Origin of the sequence: Burkholderia sp. LA-2-3-30-S1-D2, from assembly GCF_001523915.2 — a bacterium.
Taxonomy (GTDB): domain Bacteria; phylum Pseudomonadota; class Gammaproteobacteria; order Burkholderiales; family Burkholderiaceae; genus Burkholderia; species Burkholderia diffusa.
Genome location: NZ_CP013384.1, coordinates 1,227,975 through 1,249,240, shown reverse-complemented (window position 1 = coordinate 1,249,240; position 21,266 = coordinate 1,227,975). Strand labels below are relative to the sequence as shown.

Here is a 21,266-nt window from a genome sequence, read left to right as displayed (position 1 = left end):
CGCATTATAATCCCGCCCATGAATTCCCAAACCGACCTCCCACCCGCCCAGACCGGCGCCGCGACGCCGCCGGCCGCCGACGATTCGGCCGCCAGCCACGCGCAGTTCGTCGACTGGATGCGCTCCGTCGCGCCCTATATCCACAAGTTCCGCAACAGCACGTTCGTCGTGGGGTTCGGCGGCGAGGTGGTGCAGCAGGGGCTGCTGAACGCGCTCGTGTCCGACATCGCGCTCTTGCAGGCGATGGGCATCCAGATCGTGCTCGTGCACGGCTCGCGGCCGCAGGTCGAGGAGCAACTGAGCCTGCACGGTGTCGAATCCGAGTTTTCGCACGGGCTGCGCATCACCGATGCGCGCGCGCTCGAATCCGCGAAGGAAGCGGCAGGCGAAGTGCGTCTCGACATCGAGGCCGCGATCAGCCAGGGTCTGCCGAACTCGCCGATGGCGCACGCGCACATCAGCGTCGTGTCCGGCAACTTCGTGACCGCACGGCCAGTGGGGATTCTCGACGGGGTCGATTTCGCGCACACGGGCATCGTGCGCAAGATCGACGCCGAATCGATCCGTCATTCGCTCGCGAGCCGCAAGCTCGTGCTGCTGTCGCCGCTCGGCTTCTCGCCGACCGGCGAGGCGTTCAACCTGTCGATGGAAGACGTCGCGTCGGCCGCCGCGATCGCGCTGCGCGCCGACAAGATCATCTTCCTGACCGAAGCGCCCGGCATCGTCGACGACGAAGGCGGGCTGATCCGCGAAATGTCGCTCGACGCGGCCGCCGAGCTGCTCGATTCCGGCAACATCCAGGGCGACGATGCGTTCTTCCTGAAGCACTCGATCCGCGCATGCCGCGGCGGCGTGACCCGCGCCCACCTGATTCCGCAGTCGCTCGACGGCAGCATGCTGCTCGAACTGTTCCTGCACGACGGCGTCGGCACGATGATCTCGTACGAGAACCTCGAGAGCCTGCGCGAAGCGACGCCGGACGACGTCGGCGGCATCCTGTCGCTGATCGAGCCGCTCGAGTCGGACGGCACGCTGGTGCGGCGCGGCCGCCACCAGATCGAACGCGACATCGACCACTTCTCGGTGATCGAGCACGATGGCGTGCTGTTCGGCTGCGCGGCGCTGTACCCGTACCAGCAGGAGAAGATCGGCGAGATGGCGTGCCTGACGGTCGCGCCGGAAGCACAGGGCTCGGGCGACGGCGAACGCCTGCTCAAGCGCATCGAGCAGCGCGCCCGCGCGCGCGGCCTCACGCACATCTTCGTGCTCACGACGCGCACCGAGCACTGGTTCCTCAAGCGCGGCTTCGTCAAGGTCAGCGTCGACGACCTGCCGGAAGACCGTCGCAAGCTCTATAACTGGCAGCGCAAGTCGCTCGTGCTGATGAAGCAGCTCTGAGCGCAGGCACGACTGCCCTTCCCCCCAGACACCGATTACAGGAGAAGTACACGATGGCTCGAATGATCCAATGCGCGAAGCTCGGCAAGGAAGCCGAAGGCCTCGATTTCCCGCCGCTGCCGGGCGAACTCGGCAAGCGCATTTACGAGAGCGTCTCGAAGGAAGCGTGGCAAGGCTGGCTGAAGCAGCAGACGATGCTGATCAACGAAAACCGCCTGAACATGGCCGACCCGCGTGCGCGCCAGTACCTGATGAAGCAGACCGAGAAGTACTTCTTCGGCGACGGCGCGGACCAGGCGTCCGGCTACGTGCCGCCGACGGAAGGCTGAAGCACCGCGAATCGCGCAGGCCGGTCGCACCGGCAGCGACGATAAGCCAAGCAAACGGCACCGTGTATCGCACGGTGCCGTTTGCTTTTGGGAGGGCGGAATCGGGTCGCTGCGATCCGGCCGGCGCGTTCGCTGCCGCCGAATCGGCACGTCACGCCGGCCCGGCGGATTCAACCCGCCGGTTTCAACGCACCGCGGTCGCCCGCCTGCGCGGTCTCGCCGGACGGACTTTCAGCGCTCGCGCCTTCGGTGCCCCATTCCGCCGCATCGCTGCGTTCGGCGCTCGACAGCTCGTCCGCGCGATACCCGGTGCGATTCAGCAGCGCCAGCATGCACGCGAGCGACACGAGCGCGTACAGCCCCGATGCGATCGCGACGCCGACGATGCTGCCCGTCGCATTGAGGATCGCCTGCGCGAGCACCGGCGTGCCGCCGCCGACGACGAGCGCGCTCAACTGATACGCGAGAGACAGGCCCGTATAGCGGATGTTGGCCGGAAACACGCGCGCGAGCACGCCGCCGACCGCGCCGTAGAACATCGCCGACGGAATCGTCGAGATGCACATGCCCGCGACGGCGACCCAGTACGAACGCGTCGCGAGCGCATGGAACATCACGGGCATCAGCACGATTTCGGGAATCAGGATCCAGCACATCGCGCGCCGCATGTCGACCTTCGACACGAACCACGCGCCGACCGGCTGCATCAGGAACTGCACGACGAGCGAGATCGACAGGATGCCGAGGAACGTGCCCTGCGCGTAGCCGAGCTCCTTCGTCGCCCACGACAGCGCGAACGTGCTGCGGAAATACGTGACGTTGATCACCGGCAGCGTGCCGGCCGCGAGCAGCACGACGGGCCAGTGGTCGCGCACGACGTCGCGCAGCGGCAGCTTCACCGTGCGCTTGCGTGCGAGCACGCGCTGCATCTCGATCGACTCCTCGAGCCGCAGCCGGATCACCATGCCGATGATCACGAGCACGGCCGACAGCAGGAACGGAATGCGCCAGCCCCACATCAGGAACGACGGCGTCGGCAGCGCGCTCAGCGCGAAGAACGCGGTGGTGGCGAGCAGGTTGCCGGTGGGCGAGCCCTGCTGCGCGAACGCCGCATAGAGGATGCTGCGATGCTTCGGCGCATTCTCGCTCGCGATCAGCACCGCGCCGCCCCACTCGCCGCCGACCGCGATGCCCTGCAGCACGCGCAGCACGACGAGGCCCGCGGGCGCCCACACGCCGATCGACGCATAGCCGGGCAACAGGCCGATGCCCGTCGTCGCGAGCCCCATCATCACCAGCGTGATCACGAGCGCCGTCTTGCGGCCGACGCGGTCGCCGAGATGCCCGAACACGATGCCGCCGAGCGGCCGCGCCGCGAAGCCGGCCCAGAACGTGACGAACGCGAGCAGCGTCGCGACGCCCGGATCCATCGTGCGGGAAAAGAACACCTTGCCGAACACGAGCGCCGCGGCCGTGCCGTAGATGTAGAAGTCGTACCACTCGATCGTGGTGCCGACGAACGCCGCGAGGGCGGCACGGCCGGGCCGCGGCTGCGCGGCGGATGGGGATTGCGGACGGCTCATCGATGTCTCCATGTTCGTGATCGGCGGCGCGACTGTCGCGCGCCTTGCCGGATGGCCGGCCTTGCGCCGCCGGCTGGCGGTGGTGCTTTACTGCGCTTTGAGTTGCCTTGCGTTGCGCTGCTTTTCCCTGCGATGCGTCGGCCGAGGATGCTCGCGTGCGAGCGCCACCCGGCCGGTCACGCCGGGTCCGGCGCGACCTTCAGCACGCCGGCGTCGAGCAGTTGCTGCTGGAGCGCGGGATCGACGCCGAGGCGGTCGAGCACCGCGCGCGTGTCGCGGCCGAGCGCGGGTGGCGGCAAACGATAGGTCGCCGGCGTGCGCGACAGCTTCACCGGCGATGCGGTGCCGCGATATGCGCCGATCTCGACGAACAACGCGCGGTGCAGCGCATGCGGGTCGCGCGCGACATCGGCAACCGTGCGCACCGGCCCGCACGGTACGCCCGCCGCCATCAGGTCGCGCGCCAGCGGCTCGCACGGATGGGCGGCGAGCCGTGCCTCGAGCTCGACCTTCAGGTCGAGCCGGTGCGCGCAGCGGCTGCGGTTGTCGGCGAAGCGCGGATCGCCCGCGAGCGCCGGCGCGCCGAGATATGCGACGAGGCGCGCGAACTGCCGGTCGTTGCCGACCGCGAGAAAGATCGGCACCGTCGCCGTGCGGTAGCTGTCGTACGGCGCGATGTTCGGATGCGCGTTGCCGCTGCGCTCGGGCACGCGCCCCGATCCGAAGAAGTTCGGCAGGTGCGGATGCAGCAGCGACACGCCGCAGTCGTACAGCGCGATGTCGATCGACTGCCCCAGCCCGCTCTTCTCGCGCTCCGCGAGCGCCAGCAGGATGCCGGCAAGCGCGTTGAGCCCCGTGACCATGTCGACGATCGGCAACCCGATGCGCATCGCGTCGCCGTCGCGCTCGCCATTGACGCTCATCAGCCCGGCCATCGCCTGGATCACCGCGTCGTAGCCGGGCAACCCGCCGAGCGGGCCGTCCTCGCCGAAGCCCGTCACCGCGCAGTGGATCAGGCGCGGGAAACGCGGCTGCAGGTCGCGCGCATAGTCCATCCCCCAGCGCGCGAGCGTGCCTGGCTTGAAGTTCTCGACGAGCACGTCGGCGTCCTCCAGCAGGCGCCACAGGATCGCGCGCCCTTCGTCGCGGGACAGGTCGAGCGCGAGCCCTTCCTTGTTGCGGTTCACGCCCATGAAGTACCACGCGGTGTCGCCGAGGAACGGCGGCCCCCAGCCGCGCGTCTCGTCGCCGCCCGGCGGCTCGATCTTGATCACCGTCGCGCCGTGATCGGCGAGCGCCTGCGTGCAGTACGGACCGCCGAGCACGCGGCTCAAGTCGACTATCTTCAGGCCGTCAAGTGCGCCGCGCGGCGCGTTCATCGCTTCCGTCGCGCTCATCGTTCGACCTCCGGCAGCAGGTCGAGCGCCATGTCGAGCGGCACCGTCGTGCCGCGCAGCAGCGCGTCGAACGCCGCCGCTTCGTCGTCGCGCGACGCCGGCGCGAGCGGGTCGACCGGCAGCAGCTTGTGACGCACGATCAAGTGCGCGAGCGCGAGGCGCCGGTAATCGGGTGCGAGCTCTGCACCCTCGCACGCCATCAGCACGGCCGCGCTCGCGTAGTAAAGCGCCGACGCAGCCTGCCGCACGCGCGCGTCGTCGCCTTCAGCCGCAACCCGTGCGAGCGCATCGCACGCGCGCACGAGAATGCGCCGCAGCGCCGCGCGGCTCGCGTCGGGCAGCGGCGCCGCGCCGAGCCGGTCGCCGAGGAACGTGCGCAGCGCGTCGAGCGCCTGCTCGCGCTGCGCGGCGCGCGCGACGTCGAGCGCGACGATGTTGCTGGTGCCTTCCCAGATCGAGCCGAGATGCGCGTCGCGCACGAGACGCGCATCGCTCCATTCCTCGATGTAGCCGGTGCCGCCGCGCACCTCCATCGCATCGCCCGTCACGCGACGCGCATCGCGGCACGCGCGGAACTTGATCAGCGGCGTCAGGATGCGCACGCAGCGTGCAGCCTGCTCGTTGCCCGCGTCGGCCCGCGGCAGCAGCATCGCGATCTGCATGAACATCGCGCGCGCGGCCTCGGCGGGCAGCAGCATCTTCATCAGCTGACGCTGCATCAGCGGCATCTCGATCAGCTTGCGGCCGAACGCCTCGCGATGCGCAGCGACGTGCAGCGCCTCGTTCAGCGCGCGCCGCATCAGTCCGGCCGCGCGCACGCCGTTCGACAGCCGCGACATGTTGATCATGTCGGCCATCTGGTGGAAACCGCGGCCGATCTCGCCGATCAGGTAAGCCTGCGCGCCTTCGAGCGCGATCTCGCCGCTCGCCATCGAGCGGCTGCCGAGCTTGTCCTTCAGTCGTACGATCCGGTAGCCGTTGCGCGTGCCGTCCGGCAGCGTCTTCGGCAACAGGAACAGCGCGAGGCCCTTGATGCCGTCCGGCGCGCCGTCGGGCCGCGCGAGCACCATCGCCAGGTCGGCGTCCGCGTTCGAGCAGAACCACTTGTCGCCGTACAGGCGCCACACCGCCCCGCCCTGCGCGTCGGTTTCGCGCACGGCGCGCGTCGCGATGCGGCCGACGTCGGAACCGGCCGCCTGCTCGGTCATGAACATCGCGCCCTGGAACAGCGTGTCGAAATCGCGCGACGCGAGCATCGGCAGATACTGCTCGACGAGCGCCCGATCCCCGAAACGGCGCAGCGTGCGCGTCAGCGAATCGGTCATGCTGACCGGGCAGCACAGCCCGAATTCCGCCTGGACGAACAGGAACGTCAGCGCGTACTTGACGAGCGGCGCCGCCGCCTCGGGCTGGTGACTCAGCGCCGCGAGCCCGAGTTCCGAATAGGCGACCCGTTCGAGCGCGACATACGCGGGATCCTTGTCGATCCGCTGCACGGCTTCGCCGCGCCGGTTGCGATGCTCGAGCACGGGCGGATGCTTGTCCGCGCGCGACGCCCACGCGTCGAGTTCGCCCGACACGCGCGCGCCGAGCGCGTGCAGTTGCGGTTCGAGTTCCGCGTATCGGGTCGCGCCGAGATGCAGCCTCAGCAACGCGCCGAGGTCGGGATCGGCCGTGAAGAAATTGATGCCCCGGCTATCGGGGATGTTGTTGGCCGCGCCGGTGTCCGGCGTGCGAGCGGTGTCGTTCATGCATGCGTCTCCATGGTGGCCCGGCTGCCGGCCGGTGCCCGCGCCGTGGCGGCGCGGCCGGCGGGTGCCAGGCGTTCAGCAGAGCGTAGGCGCGCGATCGATAAGCGTCCAATACAGGATTTATCCGGTACGATAGACGACACTTATCGATGCCGATGCGGGGAGGAGACACCATGGAACTGAGGCAGTTGCGCTACTTCGTGGCGGTCGCCGAGGAACTGCATTTCGGGCGCGCGGCGAAGCGCCTGTTCATCTCGCAGCCGGCGCTGAGCTTCGACATCCGCAAGTTCGAGGATGCGCTCGGCGTGCAGCTTTTTTCCCGTACCAACAAGACGGTCGCACTGACCAACGCGGGCGCCGTGCTGCTCGGCGAAGCGCGCCGGCTGCTGCTGCAGGCGGCCGAGGCCGAGCGTCTCACGGTGCGCTCGGCGTCCGGTCTCGCCGGCCGGCTGCGGATCGGCTTCGTCCATTCGATGCTGTATCGCGGGCTGCCCGATGCCGTGCGGCGCTTCGAGGCCGACTATCCGAGCGTCGAGATCGTGCTGAGCGAGATGAACACGCAGGCGCAGGTGCAGGCGATCCAGCGCGGCCAGATCGATCTCGGCTACGCGCACTGGGGCCACTGCCCGCCCGAGGTCGAATCGGCGCCCGTCTACGCCGAACCGTTCGTGTGCTGCCTGCCGGCCGCGCATCCGCTCGCGCGGCGCCGGCAGGTCACACTCGCCGCGCTGGCGGCGGAACCGTTCATCCTGTTTCCGCGCGACGCGGCGCCGCATTATCACGACCTGATCATCGCGCAATGCGTGAACGCGGGATTCAGCCCGCTGATCCGTCATGAGGCGCGGCTGTGGCAGACGATCCTGTCGATGATCGAATTCGGGATGGGCATCGCGCTCGTGCCGCGCGTGCTGCAGCAGGTGAAGAGCGACCGGCTCGTGTTCCGGCCGCTGAAGGATGCGTCGCTCGAATCGCGCACGCTGGAGTTGAAGCGCAGCGGCACCGCCGAACCGGTCGCGCTGCGCTTCGCCGACTACGTGCGCGCGTCGATCGACGCGCTGCCCGCGCTCGCGGGCTGAGCAGGCGCCGGCACTCCTGCGCTACTTCGCTTCCGGCTGCAGCACCGGCTGCGCGCGCCGATACCACACCGCGTACACGACGGACAGCGCGAAAAGGAACGGAATGCCGAAGATCAGCGTCATGTGGAATTCGGCCGTGAAGTAGGTCGTCACCATCACCGCGAGCATCAGCGCGGCGCCGAGCAGCGTCAGCAGCGGAAAGCCGCGCATCCGGAACGCGGGCGCCGGCAGGCCGAGCGCCGCGCGACGCCGCCGGAAGCAGTAATGCGTGACGAAGATCATCATCCACGTGAACAGCGCGCCGAACATCGACACCGACATCATGATCGTGAACGACGCGTCCGGATACAGCACGCTCAGGACCGTCGCGAGCGCGATGCCAAGCGTCGAGAGCATCAGCGCGCCGAACGGCACGCCGCGCGCGTTCACCTCGCCGAGCGCCTTCGGCGCGTGACCCGCGCGCGACAGGCTGAACATCATCCGCGTCGTGATGTAGAGCTGGCTGTTCATCGCGGATAGCGCGGCGATCAGTACGACGAAGTTGATCAGCCCGGCCGCTCCCGGCAGGTGGATCGCCTCCATCACCTTCACGAACGGGCTCTCGTCGCGACCCGCCGCCGTCCACGGCACGATCGCGAGCATCAGCGCGAGCGTGACCAGGTAGAACAGCACGAGCCGCACGATCGTCGAGCGGAACGCGCGAGTCACCGCACGCTCGGGATCTTCCGCCTCGCCCGCCGCGACCGCGATCATCTCGATGCTCAGGTAGCTGAAGATCGACACGATCACCGCGACCCACATCCCCCACATCCCCTTCGGGAAGAAGCCGCCATGCTCGGTGTAATGGTGGAAGCCCGCGCCGGCCGCGCCGTCGCCGACCAGCGCCGGATTACCGAACACGACGTATGCGCCCAGCACGATGAAGCCGACGATCGCCGCGATCTTCACGACCGAGAAGCCGTATTCGACCGCGCCGAACACGTCGACGCTGCGCGCGTTGACGAACACGAGCAGCGCCGAGAAGCCGACGATCCACAGCCAGCCCGGCACGCCCGGGAACCAGTACTTCATGTACAGCGCGATCGCGGTGACTTCGGTGCCGACCGCGAGCACGATGCACGCCCAGTACGCATAGCGCACGAGGAACCCGGCCCACGGGCTCACGTAATGTTCGGCGTACGCGCCGAACGACCCGGAGGTCGGGTGCGCGACCGTCATCTCCGCGAGACAGCCCATCAGCAACAGCGAGATGAACGCGCCGATCGCGTAGCTGACGAGCACGCTCGGGCCGGCAAAGCCGATCGCGAACCCGCTGCCGAGAAAGAGACCCGTGCCGATCGCACCGCCGATCGCGATCATCGCCATCTGCCGTGCGGAAAGCGTGCGGCGCAGACCCTGCTCGCGCGCCGCGATGTGCTGGAATTGCCCTTCTGGTTGCATCGAATGACCTCGTTCGAAAGCGTGTGTCCGGTCGAAACGTCGACGGCGCACGGACCGGTGCCGGACCGCACCGGCCACCGCGCGCCGCGTGCTCAGAACATGTGGCGCAAGCCGGCCGCGATACCCGTCTGGTTGCCGCGTCCGGGCATTTCGGTGAACGCGCCGCCGGTCACGCGGTTGTAGTCGACCGTCGCGTAGACCTGCGTGGCCTTCGACAGAGCGTACTCGGCCTCGAGCACGCCCGTATAGCGCTTGCCGCCGTTACCTGCGATGCCGTTGACGTTGCGGATGTCGTCGTAGTACGCGACGCCGGTCACCGACACCGCTGGCGTGACCTTCACGCTCGCACCGGTATAGAAGATCGCGTCGCGGCGCGGATTGTCTGCGAACGAACCGTAGGTCACGTCGCGGCCCGGCGCGTTCAGCAGTTGCCGGTCGAGCATGCCCGTGCGATCGATGCCGCCGAGATAGCCCGCGTACAGCGTCGCCGCGCCGAACGCGTAGCGCGCGCCCGCGCCCCATGCCTGCTGCGCACGGCTGTTCAGGTCGCGCACCTGCTGGTAGGTCGCGCCGACCATGAGCCCGCCGAGCGTGTACGACACGTGCGTACCCCAGTACGCATTCGCGCCGAGGCTGCCCGCGACGCCGCCGAAGCCGTAACTCGCGCCGACGTTCAGCCCGCCGAACGTGCCGTCGTAGCTGACCACGTTGCTCGCACGGCCCTGCGTGAGGAAGTACGGCCACATGTTGGCCGTGTAGTTGCCGACCGTCAGCGGATCGAGATCGCCGAACAGGTTGAACGCCTCGGTCGCCTGCCGGCCGAGCCTCACGGTGCCCCAGTCGCTCGCCAGGCCGACATACGCGTAGCGGCCGAACAACGCGCCGTCGAGCTGCCCGTTCTGCGGCTCGAAGCCGCTCTCGAGCTGGAAGATCGCTTTCAGCCCGCCGCCGAGCGCTTCGCTGCCCTTCAGGCCCCAGCGGCTGTTGGTGATCGCGCCGTTGGTCATCTGCACGCTCGCGTCGTTCGACGCGTTCGCATGCGTCGTGTAGCGAATGCTCTGATCGACGATGCCGTACAGCGTCACGCTGCTCTGCGCCATCGCGCCGCTTGCGGCGAGCAGTCCCGCTATCGTCGGTAGTGCGAATCGAGTGATACGCCTCATCTTCGTCTCCATCCTTGTCTGAATATTTGATGTTTGTCGGGGGGGTGTTGGTGCTTGTCGGTAATCGTGGGTGCTGCAATCGTCGCGAAGTCGCGTGCCGGCTAGCCGCGTGCCGCCGGCAACGCGACGTACGCGACGAGTTCGACGCGCATGTCAGGGTGCGCGAAGCCCTGCACGCCCACGCACGTGCGGTTCGGATACGGCTCGCGGAAATGACGCCGGTATTCGGCATCGAATTCGGGCATCGCCTTCACGTCGGACAGGTAGACGAGCACCTGCGCGACGTCGTCCATCGTCGCGCCCGCCGCCGCGACGGCCTTCGCGAGATTGCCGAGCGTGATGCGCGCCTGCTCGGCCATCGTGTCGCCGGCGATCGCGCCGGACGCATCGACTGGCCCATGGCCGGTAAACATCAGCCCGCCTGCGCGGGTCGCCCACGAGAACGGCTGCGCGAGCTGGGGCAAGTCGACGGGGATGGTGTCTGCCATCGTGTCCTCCTTCGGTTCGGGATCGGCCGCTCAAGCGGCCTGACGCGACGTGCCGCCGAGCACCTCGGCGATCGCGTTCGCGACGTGGTCGACGTTCGCGTCGCTCAGGCCCGCGATGCACATGCGGCCCGAGCGCAGCAAGTAGACGCCGTGTGACGCGCGCAGCCGGTCCACGTCGCTCGCGGCGATGCCCGTGTAGCTGAACATGCCGCGCTGCGTGACGAGCGCATCGAACGCAGGCGCAGGCAGGCGCGCGTCGAGCCGCGCCTTCAGCGCGCCGCGCATCCGCTTGATGCGCGTGCGCACCTGGGCCACCTCGTCTTCCCAGCGCGCACGCAGGACGTCGTCGTTCAGCACGGCCGACACGAGCTGCGCGCCGAACAGCGGCGGGCTCGAATAGGTGCGGCGCACGCCGGCCTGCAACTGGCTCAGCACCGTCGCCGCCTCGCCCGCGCTCGCGCAGACGATCGACAGACCCCCGACGCGCTCGCCGTACAGCGAGAAGTTCTTCGAGAACGAGTTGCTGACGATCGCCGGCAGTCCCGCCTCGACGATCGCGCGCACGGCCCATGCGTCGTCGTCGAGCCCGTCGCCGAAGCCCTGGTACGCCATGTCGAGGAACGGAATCAGTCCGCGGCGCGCGAGCACGTCGATCACCGCGTTCCACGCATCGCGGCCGAGATCGAGGCCCGTCGGGTTGTGGCAGCACGGCTGCAGCAGCACGATGCTGCGCGCGGGCAGCGCGTCGAGCGCCGCGAGCATCGCGTCGACGCGCAGGTTGTTGCGCGCTGCGTCGTAATACGGATACGTGTGCACGTCGAGGCCGGCCGCCGCGAAGATCACGCGATGGTTGTCCCACGTCGGATCGCTGACCCAGATCGCGCTGTCGGGGAAATAGCGCTTCACGAATTCCGCGCCGAGCCGCAGCGCGCCCGAGCCGCCGAGCGTCTGCAGCGTCGCGACGCGCCCTTGCGCGAGCGCCGCGCAGTCGGCCCCGAACACGAGGCGCTGCACGCCCTGCCGATACGCGGCAAGCCCTTCCATCGGCAGGTAGGTATGCGGCGCACCGGCTTCGCGCACGCGCTCGGCCGCGAGACGCGTGCTCTCCAGCACGGGGATGCGGCCCGCGTCGTCGTAGTAGAGACCGATGCTGAGGTTGACCTTGTGCGGATGGGCATCCTGCTGGAACGCCTGGAACAGCGACAGGATCGGGTCGCCCGGATAGGCGGGAATGTGTTCGTACATGACGCAATGACGGTAAGAGTTGAAGGCGGCGATACGGCCGGCGGCGTGACAGCGCGTCAGGCCGTGCGATCGAGGCATGGGGCGCATGTTATCGAGGACGAAATAGAATGAGCTTCACTTTTCGATGACGAATCGCCGCCATTGCAGTAGAGTCTGCGCTTGTCATCTCAAAAATTACGGGATTCTGCGAAATGAATCTGGATCGAACCGACATGCGGATCCTCCGGCATCTCGAGCGGGACGGCCGCATCAGCAATCAGGACCTCGCGAACGCGGTCGCGCTGTCGCCGTCGGCGTGCCTGCGGCGCGTGAAGTTGCTCGAGGAACGCGGCGTCATTTCGGGCTACCGCTGCACGATCGAGCCGAAGAAGGTCGGCGTCGCATTCGAGGCGCTCGTGCATGTGTCGATGCGGCCGGACGTACCCGAATGGCACGACCGGTTCGTGGAGGCGATCCAGGAGTGGCCGGAAGTCATCGCCGCGCAGATCGTGACGGGCGGCTCGAACTACGTGCTGACGGTTCGGGCGCGCGACCTCGACCACTACTCCGACTTCGTGATCAATCGCCTGCACCGCGCGACAGGTGTGATGTCGATCAATTCGAGCATCGTGCTCGCGACGCTCAAGCGCGACGGCTCGATCCTCGATCTCGTCGAGCCGTCGACGGCCGGCTGACGAACTGTTTGCACCGGCCTGAAAAATATTTGAAGAAAGTGCTTTACGAACCCGAAAAGCTCTGACATAATTTCAGCTTCTTTGGGCGGTTAGCTCAGCGGTAGAGCACTGCCTTCACACGGCAGGGGTCACTGGTTCGATCCCAGTACCGCCCACCAAAGAATTCAAGGGCCTGCGTCTCACGACGCAGGCCCTTTTCGTTTTGCGGCCGCCTTTCTGCTGCGGCGCGCCTCCCCTGCACGCTTCCTTGCGCTCGCGAACAAGTTCGACGGGCAGCGACGCTTCGACCACATGCAATCGAAGCGTCGCGACGACTGACTACCCTGCCCGCCTCACCTGCTGCGCCGTCGCATCGAACGCGCGCTTCGCCTTGTCGACGATCTCGTCGACCTCCGCCTCCCGGATCACGAGCGGCGGCGACAGCAGCATCCGGTCGCCGGTCGCACGCATGATCAGATTGCCGTTGAAGCAGAAGTCCCGGCAGATCGTCCCGACGTCGACGCCGGCGTCGAACCGCTCGCGCCGCGCGCGATCGCGCGCGAGCTGGACCCCCGCGACCAGCCCCGCCCCCGCGATCTCGCCGACGATCGGATGATCGCCGAGCGCTTCCCGCAGCCGACGCTGGAAATACGGCCCGATGTCACGCTTGACGCGCTCGACGATCCCTTCGTCGCGCAGCAGCTTCAGGTTCGCGACCGCCACCGCCGCCGCGACCGGATGGCCCGAGTACGTGAGGCCGTGATTGAATTCGCCGTTGTCGATGATCGGGCGCGCGATGCGTTCATGGATGCCCACCGCGCCCATCGGCACGTAACCCGACGTCAGGCCCTTGGCCATCGTGATCAGGTCCGGCTCGAAGCCGAAGTGCTGATGCGCGAACCATTCGCCGGTGCGGCCGAAGCCGCCGATCACTTCGTCGGCGACGAGCAGGATGTCGTACTTGCGACAGATCCGCTGGATTTCCGGCCAGTACGTCGACGGCGGGAAGATCACGCCGCCCGCGCCCTGGAACGGCTCGCCGATGAACGCCGCGACGTTCTCCGCGCCGAGTTCGAGGATCTTCGCCTCGAGCTGCTGCGCGCGTGCGAGGCCGAATGCCTCGGGCGTCTCGCCGGCCTGCGCTTCGCCGAAGAAATACGGCTGATCGATGTGCACGATGTGCTCGACCTTCGACGGCATCTGCTCGTGCATGTAGCCCATCCCGCCGAGCGTGCCGCCCGCGATCGTCGAGCCGTGGTAGCCGTTCTTGCGCGAGATCACGTATTTCTTCTGCGGCTTGCCCTGCACGCGCCAGTACTGGTGCACGAGGCGCAGCACGGTGTCGTTGCCTTCCGAGCCGCTGTTGCAATAGAAGAAGTGGTTGAAGCCGGCGGGCGTCACTTCCGCGAGCATCGCGGAAAGCTCGATCACCGGCGGGTGCGTCGTCTTGAAGAACGTGTTGTAGAACGGCAGTTCCTGGAGCTGGCGATACGCGGCGTCGGCGAGTTCCTTGCGGCCGTAGCCGACGTTGACGCACCAGAGGCCGGCCATCCCGTCGATGACCTTGTTGCCGTCCGAGTCCCACAGATAGACGCCGTCGGCCTTCACGATCACGCGGCTGCCCGCGCGGTTGAGCGCACCCATGTCCGAGAACGGGTGGATGTGGTGCGCGGCGTCGAGCGCGCGGTATTCGGCGGTCGAGCGTGCGGCGACGGCTTCGCTTCGTTCTGTCATGTTGCCTCCGCTGGTCGATGCCGCACGCTCACACGTGCAGCAGGAGATGACGGCGTTCCCACGAACTGATCACGCGGAAGAACGCTTCGTATTCGGTTTCCTTCAGCGCCAGGTACGCCTTCACGAACTTGTTGCCGAGAATGTCGGCAAGCGGCGTGCACGCGGCCATCAGCGAGATGCCCTCCTCGAGATTGCGGGGCAGCTGGTACGGCAGGTCGTAGCCGTCGGACGCGATCGGTTCGGTCGGCGCGAGCTGCTGCGTGAGACCGAGATACCCGGCCGCGAGCGTCGCCGCGAATGCGAGGTACGGGTTGCAGTCGACGCCCGGAATCCGGTTTTCGATGCGCCGCGCGACCGGCGTCGACTGCGGGATGCGGAAGCCGACCGTGCGATTGTCGTAGCCCCACTGCACGTTGATCGGCGCGGCCATGAAGCGCGACAGTCGGCGGTACGAGTTGATGTACGGCGCGAAGATCGGCATCAGCGCGGGCGTGTATTTCTGCAGCCCCGCGAGATAGCTGTGGAACATCGGCGATACGACGCCGCCCTCGTCGGCGAACAGGTTGTGGCCGGTGCGCGCATCGGCAAGGCTCTGGTGGATATGCATCGCGGAGCCCGGCTCACCCTCCATCGGCTTGGCCATGAACGTCGCGTACATGTTGTGGCGCAACGCCGCCTCGCGCACCGTGCGCTTGAACAGGAACACCTGATCGGCGAGCGACAGCGCGTCGCCGTGCACGAAGTTGATCTCCATCTGCGCGGCGCCGACCTCGTGGATCAGCGTCTCGATGTCGAGGCCCTGCATCTCGCAGTATTCGTAGATGTCCTCGAACAGCGGATCGAACTCGTTGACCGCCTCGATCGAATACGACTGACGGCCCGTCTCCGCGCGGCCCGTGCGCCCGACCGGCGGCCGCAACGGCAGGTCCGGGTCGGCGTTCATGTCGACCAGATAGAACTCCAGTTCAGGCGCGACGACGGGCTTCCAGCCCTTCGCCTTGTACAGGTCGAGCACGCGGCGCAGCACGTAGCGCGGCGAGATCTCGACGGGCGAGCCGTCGAAATGCACGCAGTCGTGAATCACCTGCGCGGTCGGATCGACGGCCCACGGAATCAGGCAGATGGTCGACGGATCGGGTACGCACACCATGTCGGGATCGGTCACGCCGGTCAGCGACCCGTCTTCCGGATAGTCGCCTGTGACGGTCTGCACCATCACCGCCTGCGGCAGGCGCATCGATTCGCCGGACTCGAACTTGTTGCGCGGAATGATCTTGCCGCGCGCGATGCCGGCCATGTCGGGAATGATCGCCTCGACTTCGGTGATGCGGTGCTGACGCAGGAATTCGCTCAGTTCGGGTTGCATGATCGGCCTCGTTCAGTCGATGTCGGATGCGGCCGGCGACGGCATGGTGCCGCCGGCCGCGTGCATGCGGTGTGTCATGCGCGCGCGGCACGCCGCGCCGAATGCCGCGAAGATGTCGCGCGACAGCGGCTGTTCCGCGAAGCGCCATTCGGGATGCCACTGCACGCCGAGCGCGAACGCGCGTGCGCCGCGCACGCTGACGGCCTCGATCAGCCCGTCGGGCGCGCTCGCTTCAACCGCGAGCCCCGCACCGAGCCGCGCGATGCCCTGGTCGTGCAGCGAATTGACCATCGCGTCGTGCGCGCCGCGCGCGACCCGTTGCAACAGGCCGCCCGGCGCGAGCTGCACGCGGTGCGCGGGGCCGTACTGCCGTTCGAGCGGATCGCCGTCGCGCTCGCGATGATCGTGGAAGCACGCGCTCGCATGCAGCCGCTGATGCAGCGTGCCGCCATACGCGACGTTCAGCTCCTGCATGCCGCGGCAGATCGCGAGCACGGGCACGCCCGCGTCGATCGCCGCGCGGATCAGCGGCAGCGCGGTCGCATCGCGCGAGGGATCGTGCAGCGTGTCCGGCGGGCTCGCCGGGCCACCGTAGTGATGCGGCTCGACGTTCGAATAGCTGCCGGTCAGCAGCAGCCCGTCGATGGACGCGACGATCGCGTCGACCGGCTGGCGCGTGCCGAGCGCGGGCAGCACGAAGGCGAGCGCGCCGGCACCGTCGACCAGCGCGACGAGATACTTCTCGCCGGCCGTATGGTTCGGATGGGCGCCGCGCATCACGCGGTCGGCGGTGACGGCTACGAGCGGGCGCGGTCGCATGATCGTCTCCACGATGAAGGTGCGACGCGTGCATGGGCGCGAGACGATGGCAACGCGCGGTCGCGCCGCACGCGCCCAACCGCGATCCTGCCGCGCGAACGGCGCGGCAACGGACGGTGCGACCCGATGCGAAGGCAGAAACGGACGCTAGGGCAACAATGAAGCGCTGCCGTCGCACTGCACCGCGCTGAATACGTGCGCGGTCACGAGATTGAAGCGGCGCAGGCTGCAATGGGACACAGCGAAGGGACGAGGCTCGCGTATGAGGACGGCGCGCGTGCCGCGATCAGCATGCCGGATCGGCCCGGCCTGAGGCGACGCGCCCGCCGACGGACTTCGGGTCCGGCATATCGAAGGGCTGGCGGCTTTCACGATCGTACTCGACTGACTGATGAAGACAGGACACGTGTCGCAATGAAGCGGAGGCGGCAATGCCGCGCGGCGACACGTCGGCAAGTGTTTCGCAGCGGATTCCGGCGCGGTGCGGCGCTGATCAACGCCGTCGCGGCCGGCGCGCGTGACGACTTCCTGACATTCAGCTTATATCACCTAAAAATTGCGTCAAATTTTCAGGTATCGATCCCGACATCGATCAGACGAAAAAAAACGGCATCGACCCGGCCGGTCGATGCCGTTTTGTGCGCTGCGTCGGCGCGTGCGGTGTTCGCTGACAGGCCGCGGCGCGAGGTGGCGCCGCGCCGCCGCACGCAACGCGGGCCGGCGGCTCAGCGATGCGCGAGCGCGGTTTCGACGAGCGTCTGCAGCAGCGGCACGATCCGCGCGGCGCGCGCTTCGTCGTACGCATACGGACGCGTCTCCTCCATGTAGGTGATCTGCGACAGCTCGAGCTGCACGGCTTCGACGCCGGTGGCGGGCACGCCGTAGTGACGCGTGATGTAGCCGCCCTTGAAACGCCCGTTCGCGACGGCCGTATAGCCGCCGTGTGCGCTCACGCATGCCGCCAGCGCCTCGGCGAGGCCGGGCGCGGCGCTCGCGCCGCTCGACGTGCCGAAGTTGAAGTCCGGCAGGCGGCCTTCGAAGAAGCGCGGCACATGCGAGCGGATCGAATGCGCTTCCCACACGAGCACGCGGCCGTGCTCGCGCTTCAGACGCGCGATCTCGCCTTGCAGTGCGTCGTGATACGGGCGCCAGTAGCGGTCGCGACGGCGCATGATCTCGTCGTTGCCGGGCAGCGCGTTCGCCGGATACAGCGGCGCCTTGTCGAACGTGTCGACCGGCACGAGCCCGGTCGTGTCCTGCCCCGGGTACAGGTTCTCGTTGTCGGGCGGACGGTTCAGGTCGACGACGTAACGCGCGTGCGACGGCACGAGGATCGACGCGCCGAGCGTCGCGGCGAACCCGTACAGCCGCTCGAGGTGCCAGTCGCAATCGTCGACGAAGCGCGCGTCGGGCGTCATCGTCGCGGCGATGTCGTCGGGAATGTGGGTGCCTGCGTGCGGAATCGAGATCAGCAGCGGCAGCGTGCCCTGCTTCAGCGTGAAAACAGCCGGTTGTTCAGTCATGTCGCATCACCGTAAGAGTCTGCCGGCGCACGCTCGCGGCGCGCGCCGGGTGCCGCGCGTTCAGCGCAGCAGTTGCGCCAGCGCGGCGCGGTAGTCGGCATACGCGACGGCTTCGTCGCGATGGCGGCGGCCGCTCACGACGCGTTCGCCGCCGGTGTAGACGTCGAGCACCGGCGTCTCGCCGTGCTCGGCGAACACCGCGCCCGACAGCCACGACGCGCTGCCGTGTTCGGCGATCGCCGGATGATCGGGATCGAGCACGAGCCAGTCGGCGCGGCAGCCTTCACGCAGCGCGCCGATGCGCCGCCCGCTGGCCTGCGCGCCGCCTGCGAGCGACGCGTCGAACAGCCGGTCGGCGACATGCGCCTGCGTGTCGCTCGCGAGTACGTTGCGCGCGCGATGCACGAGCCGCTGCCCGTATTCGAGCAGGCGCAGTTCCGAGCGCCAGTCGACCGACGCATGGCTGTCCGAGCCGACGCCGATCACGCCGCCCTGCGCGAGATAGTCGACGGCCGGGAACACGCCGTCGCCAAGGTTCGCCTCGGTGGTCAGGCACAGGCCGGCCACCGCACGACGCTTCGCGAGCGCGGCCGTTTCGGCCGCATCGACGTGCGTCGCGTGCACGAGGCACCAGCGCACATCGACATCGAAGCGATCGAGCAGCCATTGCACGGGACGCGCGCCGTAAGCGCGCACGCAATCGTCGACTTCGGCCGTCTGTTCGGCGATATGGATATGCACGGGCGCATCGTCGGGCAGGCCGTCGAGCAGCACGCGCAATCCGCTCTCGGACACCGCGCGCAGCGAGTGCGGCGCGACGCCGTAGCGCAGTCCGCCGTGCTCGGGCGCGACGCGGCGCATCGCATCGAGCAGTTCGAGCAGCCCGTCCGGCGTGTTGATGAAGCGGCGCTGGTCGTCGCGCGCCGGCTTGTTGCCGAACCCGGCGAACTGGTACGACACGGGCAGCATCGTGATGCCGATGCCGGCCGAGCGGGCCGCGTCGATCACGCGCGTGCCGAGTTCCGCGATCTGCGGGTAGCGCGAGCCGTCCTGCGCGTGATGCACGTAGTGGAATTCGCACACCGACGTATAGCCGCACTTCAGCATCTCGACGTACAGCCAGCGCGCGATCGCCGCGAGCGCGTCGGGCGTGATCTTCAGCGCGAAGCGGTACATCAGGTCGCGCCAGCTCCAGAAGCTGTCGGCGGGATTCGCGCGGTATTCGGTGAGACCCGCCATCGCACGCTGGAACGCATGCGAATGCAGGTTCGGCATGCCGGGCAGCACGGGCCCTGCCGCGCGGGCGACGCCGGCCGGCGCGTCGGCATCGGGCGTCACGTCGGTCAGCGTGCCGGCCGCGTCCCAGCGCAGCAGCACGTTGCGGCGCCAGCCATCGGGCAGCCAGGCATGGTCCGCGAACAGCGTCATTTCGGTCATCGTGAGTCTCGTCTGTTGCAAGGCTAGCCGTTCATCCGGCGAAACACGGTCGTACCGCCGCGCACGACCTGCTCGCACAGCGGCCGGCCGATCCAGTACGCGAGCTCCGACAGCGAGCCGACCGACCAGGCCGCGAAATCGGCCTGGCGGCCGATCTCGAGCGCGCCGTGACGATCCGCGCGGCCGAGTGCCGCGGCCGCATGGCGCGTGACGCCCTGCAGCACCTCGGGCACCGTCATGCGGAACAGCGTGCAGCCCATGTTCATCGTCAGCAGCAACGATTCGAGCGGCGACGTGCCGGGGTTGTGATCGGTCGCGAGCGCGATCGGCACGCCGTGCTTGCGCAGCAGCGCGATCGGCGGCAATTGCGTTTCGCGAATGAAGTAATACGCGCCGGGCAACAGCACGGCGACCGTGCCGGCCGCCTTCATCGCCTCGATGCCGGCTTCGTCGAGAAATTCGAGGTGATCGGCGGACAGCGCGCGATAACGCGCAGCGAGCGCGGTACCACCCGCGTTCGACAACTGCTCCGCGTGCAGCTTCACCGGCAGGCCGCGCCGCGTCGCGGCCTCGAACACGCGCTCGGTCTGCGCGAGCGAGAAGCCGATGCGCTCGCAGAACACGTCGACGGCGTCGACGAGGCCTTCGTCGGCGAGTGCCGGCAGCATCCGTCCACACACTTCGTCGATGTATTCATCCGGGCGGCCCGCGTATTCCGGCGGCAGCGCGTGCGCGCCGAGGAACGTGGTGTAGACCGTGACCGGAAAGCGCTCGCCGAGCTGGCGCGCGACGCGCAGCATCTTGCGCTCGCTCGCGAGGTCGAGCCCGTAGCCCGACTTGATCTCGATCGCGGTCACGCCTTCGGCGAGCAGCGGCTGCAGGCGTGCGGCCGCCTGCACGAACAGCGTCGTCTCGTCGGCCGCGCGCGTCGCGCGCACCGTCGACACGATCCCGCCACCCTGCCGCGCGATCTCCTCGTAGCTGACGCCGGCGAGGCGCTGCGCGAACTCGTCGGCGCGCGTGCCGCCGTACACGAGGTGCGTATGGCAGTCGACGAGGCCGGGCGTCACCCACGCGCCGTGCAGGTCTTCCCGCTGCCAGTGCGCATAACCGTGGGGCAGCGCGGAAAACGCGCCGAGCCACACGATCGTGCCGGTTTCGTCGACGGCGATCGCCGCGTCGTCGATCGTTTCGTCGGGATGGCCGTGCGGACACAGCCTCAGGTGATGCCAGACAATCGGTTTCATGCGTTCAGTCTCGTTCGCCGACGGCGAGCGACACGGCGAGCAGCGCGCCGCCTCCGCTCACGACGACGTCAAACGCACGTTGCGGCCCGTCGAGCCGCAGCGTGTCCATTTCCTGCAGTGCGTAGTGCGCGCCGTCGATCTCGATGCCGACCGCGCCTGTCGCGCAGAACAGCAGCACGGTATCGGCGCGCTCGACGCGGTGCGTGCCTTCGGGCCACACGTCGACCGTCCCGCGCGCGGCCGAACGGCGCGTCATCAGGTTGAAGTCGCGCGTCGCGCCGTCGTGCAGCGTCGCATCGATCGCCGTTTCGCCGGCGAAATCCGCGCGGGCGAGCGGCGCGTCGAGCACGTGGCGTGCGCCGCCCGCTTCCGCGAGCGTCATGCCCGCCCCGGACAGCAACACGAGCGTGCGGTCGATGCCGTCGAAACGCGAGAACGGCCCGGCCGCGCCGACGTCCGCGACGCTCACGCGCCAGGCGAACGCGTCGAGCGCCGCGCCCGGCGGGAACGCGCCGATTTCGCGCGTCACGCCGCCGCCGTTCTTCCACGGCGACGCAACGAGATCCGCCGCGCGGATCATCGTTGCGTGCACCGGCGCCTGGTCGAGCGCCGTCATG

General features: G+C 68.3%; 18 protein-coding genes and 1 tRNA gene. 5 read left to right on the top strand and 14 right to left on the bottom strand.

Going from position 1 to position 21,266, the window contains the following annotated elements; all coding sequences use genetic code 11:
• Positions 1-18 precede the first annotated feature (18 nt).
• Both argA and WS66_RS18520 read left to right on the top strand, forming a co-directional pair.
• Positions 19-1,398 (top strand): amino-acid N-acetyltransferase, encoded by a 1,380-nt coding sequence (gene argA / locus WS66_RS18525; protein WP_044847668.1) that lies wholly within the window; start codon positions 19-21, stop codon positions 1,396-1,398.
• Between the two features lie 53 nt (positions 1,399-1,451).
• Positions 1,452-1,727 carry an oxidative damage protection protein gene (locus tag WS66_RS18520; RefSeq protein ID WP_006478357.1) on the top strand — a complete coding sequence of 92 codons (276 nt, stop codon included), beginning with the start codon at positions 1,452-1,454 and terminating at the stop codon, positions 1,725-1,727.
• A gap of 170 nt (positions 1,728-1,897) precedes the next feature.
• On the opposite strand, the gene WS66_RS18515 is transcribed toward WS66_RS18520, so the two are convergent.
• From WS66_RS18515 to WS66_RS18505, 3 genes are all read right to left on the bottom strand, one after another.
• Positions 1,898-3,310: an MFS transporter gene (locus WS66_RS18515; RefSeq protein WP_059608439.1), complete on the bottom strand. Its 1,413-nt coding sequence runs from the start codon at positions 3,308-3,310 to the stop codon at positions 1,898-1,900.
• Positions 3,311-3,486: 176 nt separating this feature from the next.
• A complete protein-coding gene (locus WS66_RS18510) occupies positions 3,487-4,689 on the bottom strand; it encodes a CaiB/BaiF CoA transferase family protein (protein WP_059608440.1) in 1,203 nt (400 codons plus the stop codon).
• A gap of 14 nt (positions 4,690-4,703) precedes the next feature.
• On the bottom strand, positions 4,704-6,458 hold the full coding sequence (locus WS66_RS18505) for an acyl-CoA dehydrogenase family protein (protein ID WP_059608432.1): 1,755 nt from the start codon (positions 6,456-6,458) through the stop codon (positions 4,704-4,706).
• Between the two features lie 173 nt (positions 6,459-6,631).
• Here WS66_RS18505 and WS66_RS18500 point away from each other — a divergent pair, with 173 nt between their 5' ends.
• Positions 6,632-7,534: a LysR family transcriptional regulator gene (locus WS66_RS18500; protein ID WP_059608433.1), complete on the top strand. Its 903-nt coding sequence runs from the start codon at positions 6,632-6,634 to the stop codon at positions 7,532-7,534.
• Between the two features lie 21 nt (positions 7,535-7,555).
• On the opposite strand, the gene WS66_RS18495 is transcribed toward WS66_RS18500, so the two are convergent.
• The 4 genes from WS66_RS18495 to WS66_RS18480 form a co-directional block, all read right to left on the bottom strand.
• Positions 7,556-8,974 (bottom strand): amino acid permease, encoded by a 1,419-nt coding sequence (locus tag WS66_RS18495; RefSeq protein WP_059608434.1) that lies wholly within the window; start codon positions 8,972-8,974, stop codon positions 7,556-7,558.
• A gap of 92 nt (positions 8,975-9,066) precedes the next feature.
• A complete protein-coding gene (locus tag WS66_RS18490) occupies positions 9,067-10,137 on the bottom strand; it encodes a porin (RefSeq protein ID WP_425127077.1) in 1,071 nt (356 codons plus the stop codon).
• Positions 10,138-10,238: 101 nt separating this feature from the next.
• Positions 10,239-10,625: a RidA family protein gene (locus tag WS66_RS18485; RefSeq protein WP_059608436.1), complete on the bottom strand. Its 387-nt coding sequence runs from the start codon at positions 10,623-10,625 to the stop codon at positions 10,239-10,241.
• A 30-nt stretch (positions 10,626-10,655) separates the two neighbouring features.
• Positions 10,656-11,870 (bottom strand): amino acid aminotransferase, encoded by a 1,215-nt coding sequence (locus tag WS66_RS18480; protein WP_059608437.1) that lies wholly within the window; start codon positions 11,868-11,870, stop codon positions 10,656-10,658.
• A 191-nt stretch (positions 11,871-12,061) separates the two neighbouring features.
• Between WS66_RS18480 and WS66_RS18475 the strand changes: the two genes are divergently transcribed.
• Both WS66_RS18475 and WS66_RS18470 read left to right on the top strand, forming a co-directional pair.
• Positions 12,062-12,544 (top strand): Lrp/AsnC family transcriptional regulator, encoded by a 483-nt coding sequence (locus tag WS66_RS18475; RefSeq protein WP_059608438.1) that lies wholly within the window; start codon positions 12,062-12,064, stop codon positions 12,542-12,544.
• Between the two features lie 83 nt (positions 12,545-12,627).
• Positions 12,628-12,702 (top strand) — tRNA-Val (locus WS66_RS18470).
• 160 nt (positions 12,703-12,862) lie between these two features.
• Here the strand turns inward: WS66_RS18470 and WS66_RS18465 are convergent.
• The 7 genes from WS66_RS18465 to WS66_RS18430 all read right to left on the bottom strand — a co-directional run bounded on the left by WS66_RS18465 (position 12,863) and on the right by WS66_RS18430 (position 21,265).
• Positions 12,863-14,257 carry an aspartate aminotransferase family protein gene (locus WS66_RS18465; protein ID WP_108064699.1) on the bottom strand — a complete coding sequence of 465 codons (1,395 nt, stop codon included), beginning with the start codon at positions 14,255-14,257 and terminating at the stop codon, positions 12,863-12,865.
• Between the two features lie 28 nt (positions 14,258-14,285).
• Complete coding sequence (locus tag WS66_RS18460) at positions 14,286-15,623, bottom strand: glutamine synthetase family protein (RefSeq protein ID WP_059599064.1); 1,338 nt, start codon at positions 15,621-15,623, stop codon at positions 14,286-14,288.
• Positions 15,624-15,635: 12 nt separating this feature from the next.
• Positions 15,636-16,442 (bottom strand): gamma-glutamyl-gamma-aminobutyrate hydrolase family protein, encoded by an 807-nt coding sequence (locus WS66_RS18455; RefSeq protein ID WP_059599069.1) that lies wholly within the window; start codon positions 16,440-16,442, stop codon positions 15,636-15,638.
• Positions 16,443-17,167: 725 nt separating this feature from the next.
• Positions 17,168-17,965: an N-formylglutamate deformylase gene (gene hutG, locus WS66_RS18445; protein WP_059535682.1), complete on the bottom strand. Its 798-nt coding sequence runs from the start codon at positions 17,963-17,965 to the stop codon at positions 17,168-17,170.
• Positions 17,966-18,025: 60 nt separating this feature from the next.
• Positions 18,026-19,402 (bottom strand): formimidoylglutamate deiminase, encoded by a 1,377-nt coding sequence (locus tag WS66_RS18440; RefSeq protein WP_059599068.1) that lies wholly within the window; start codon positions 19,400-19,402, stop codon positions 18,026-18,028.
• Between the two features lie 23 nt (positions 19,403-19,425).
• Positions 19,426-20,649: an imidazolonepropionase gene (hutI, locus tag WS66_RS18435; protein ID WP_059599063.1), complete on the bottom strand. Its 1,224-nt coding sequence runs from the start codon at positions 20,647-20,649 to the stop codon at positions 19,426-19,428.
• Positions 20,650-20,653: 4 nt separating this feature from the next.
• On the bottom strand, positions 20,654-21,265 hold the full coding sequence (locus WS66_RS18430) for a HutD/Ves family protein (protein ID WP_059599062.1): 612 nt from the start codon (positions 21,263-21,265) through the stop codon (positions 20,654-20,656).
• Position 21,266: the final 1 nt, after the last annotated feature.

Excerpts from the sequence above, each read along its gene's own strand:
- WS66_RS18465 (WP_108064699.1), bottom strand. The coding sequence starts at position 14,257 with ATGACAGAACGAAGCGAAGCCGTCGCCGCACGCTCGACCGCCGAATAC.
- WS66_RS18485 (WP_059608436.1), bottom strand. The coding sequence starts at position 10,625 with ATGGCAGACACCATCCCCGTCGACTTGCCCCAGCTCGCGCAGCCGTTC.
- WS66_RS18495 (WP_059608434.1), bottom strand. The coding sequence starts at position 8,974 with ATGCAACCAGAAGGGCAATTCCAGCACATCGCGGCGCGCGAGCAGGGT.
- hutG (WP_059535682.1), bottom strand. The coding sequence starts at position 17,965 with ATGACTGAACAACCGGCTGTTTTCACGCTGAAGCAGGGCACGCTGCCG.
- WS66_RS18455 (WP_059599069.1), bottom strand. The coding sequence starts at position 16,442 with ATGCGACCGCGCCCGCTCGTAGCCGTCACCGCCGACCGCGTGATGCGC.
- WS66_RS18490 (WP_425127077.1), bottom strand. The coding sequence starts at position 10,137 with ATGAGGCGTATCACTCGATTCGCACTACCGACGATAGCGGGACTGCTC.
- hutI (WP_059599063.1), bottom strand. The coding sequence starts at position 20,649 with ATGAAACCGATTGTCTGGCATCACCTGAGGCTGTGTCCGCACGGCCAT.
- WS66_RS18520 (WP_006478357.1), top strand. The coding sequence starts at position 1,452 with ATGGCTCGAATGATCCAATGCGCGAAGCTCGGCAAGGAAGCCGAAGGC.
- WS66_RS18440 (WP_059599068.1), bottom strand. The coding sequence starts at position 19,402 with ATGACCGAAATGACGCTGTTCGCGGACCATGCCTGGCTGCCCGATGGC.
- WS66_RS18500 (WP_059608433.1), top strand. The coding sequence starts at position 6,632 with ATGGAACTGAGGCAGTTGCGCTACTTCGTGGCGGTCGCCGAGGAACTG.
- WS66_RS18515 (WP_059608439.1), bottom strand. The coding sequence starts at position 3,310 with ATGAGCCGTCCGCAATCCCCATCCGCCGCGCAGCCGCGGCCCGGCCGT.
- WS66_RS18505 (WP_059608432.1), bottom strand. The coding sequence starts at position 6,458 with ATGAACGACACCGCTCGCACGCCGGACACCGGCGCGGCCAACAACATC.
- WS66_RS18480 (WP_059608437.1), bottom strand. The coding sequence starts at position 11,870 with ATGTACGAACACATTCCCGCCTATCCGGGCGACCCGATCCTGTCGCTG.
- WS66_RS18475 (WP_059608438.1), top strand. The coding sequence starts at position 12,062 with ATGAATCTGGATCGAACCGACATGCGGATCCTCCGGCATCTCGAGCGG.
- WS66_RS18510 (WP_059608440.1), bottom strand. The coding sequence starts at position 4,689 with ATGAACGCGCCGCGCGGCGCACTTGACGGCCTGAAGATAGTCGACTTG.
- WS66_RS18430 (WP_059599062.1), bottom strand. The coding sequence starts at position 21,265 with ATGACGGCGCTCGACCAGGCGCCGGTGCACGCAACGATGATCCGCGCG.
- argA (WP_044847668.1), top strand. The coding sequence starts at position 19 with ATGAATTCCCAAACCGACCTCCCACCCGCCCAGACCGGCGCCGCGACG.
- WS66_RS18460 (WP_059599064.1), bottom strand. The coding sequence starts at position 15,623 with ATGCAACCCGAACTGAGCGAATTCCTGCGTCAGCACCGCATCACCGAA.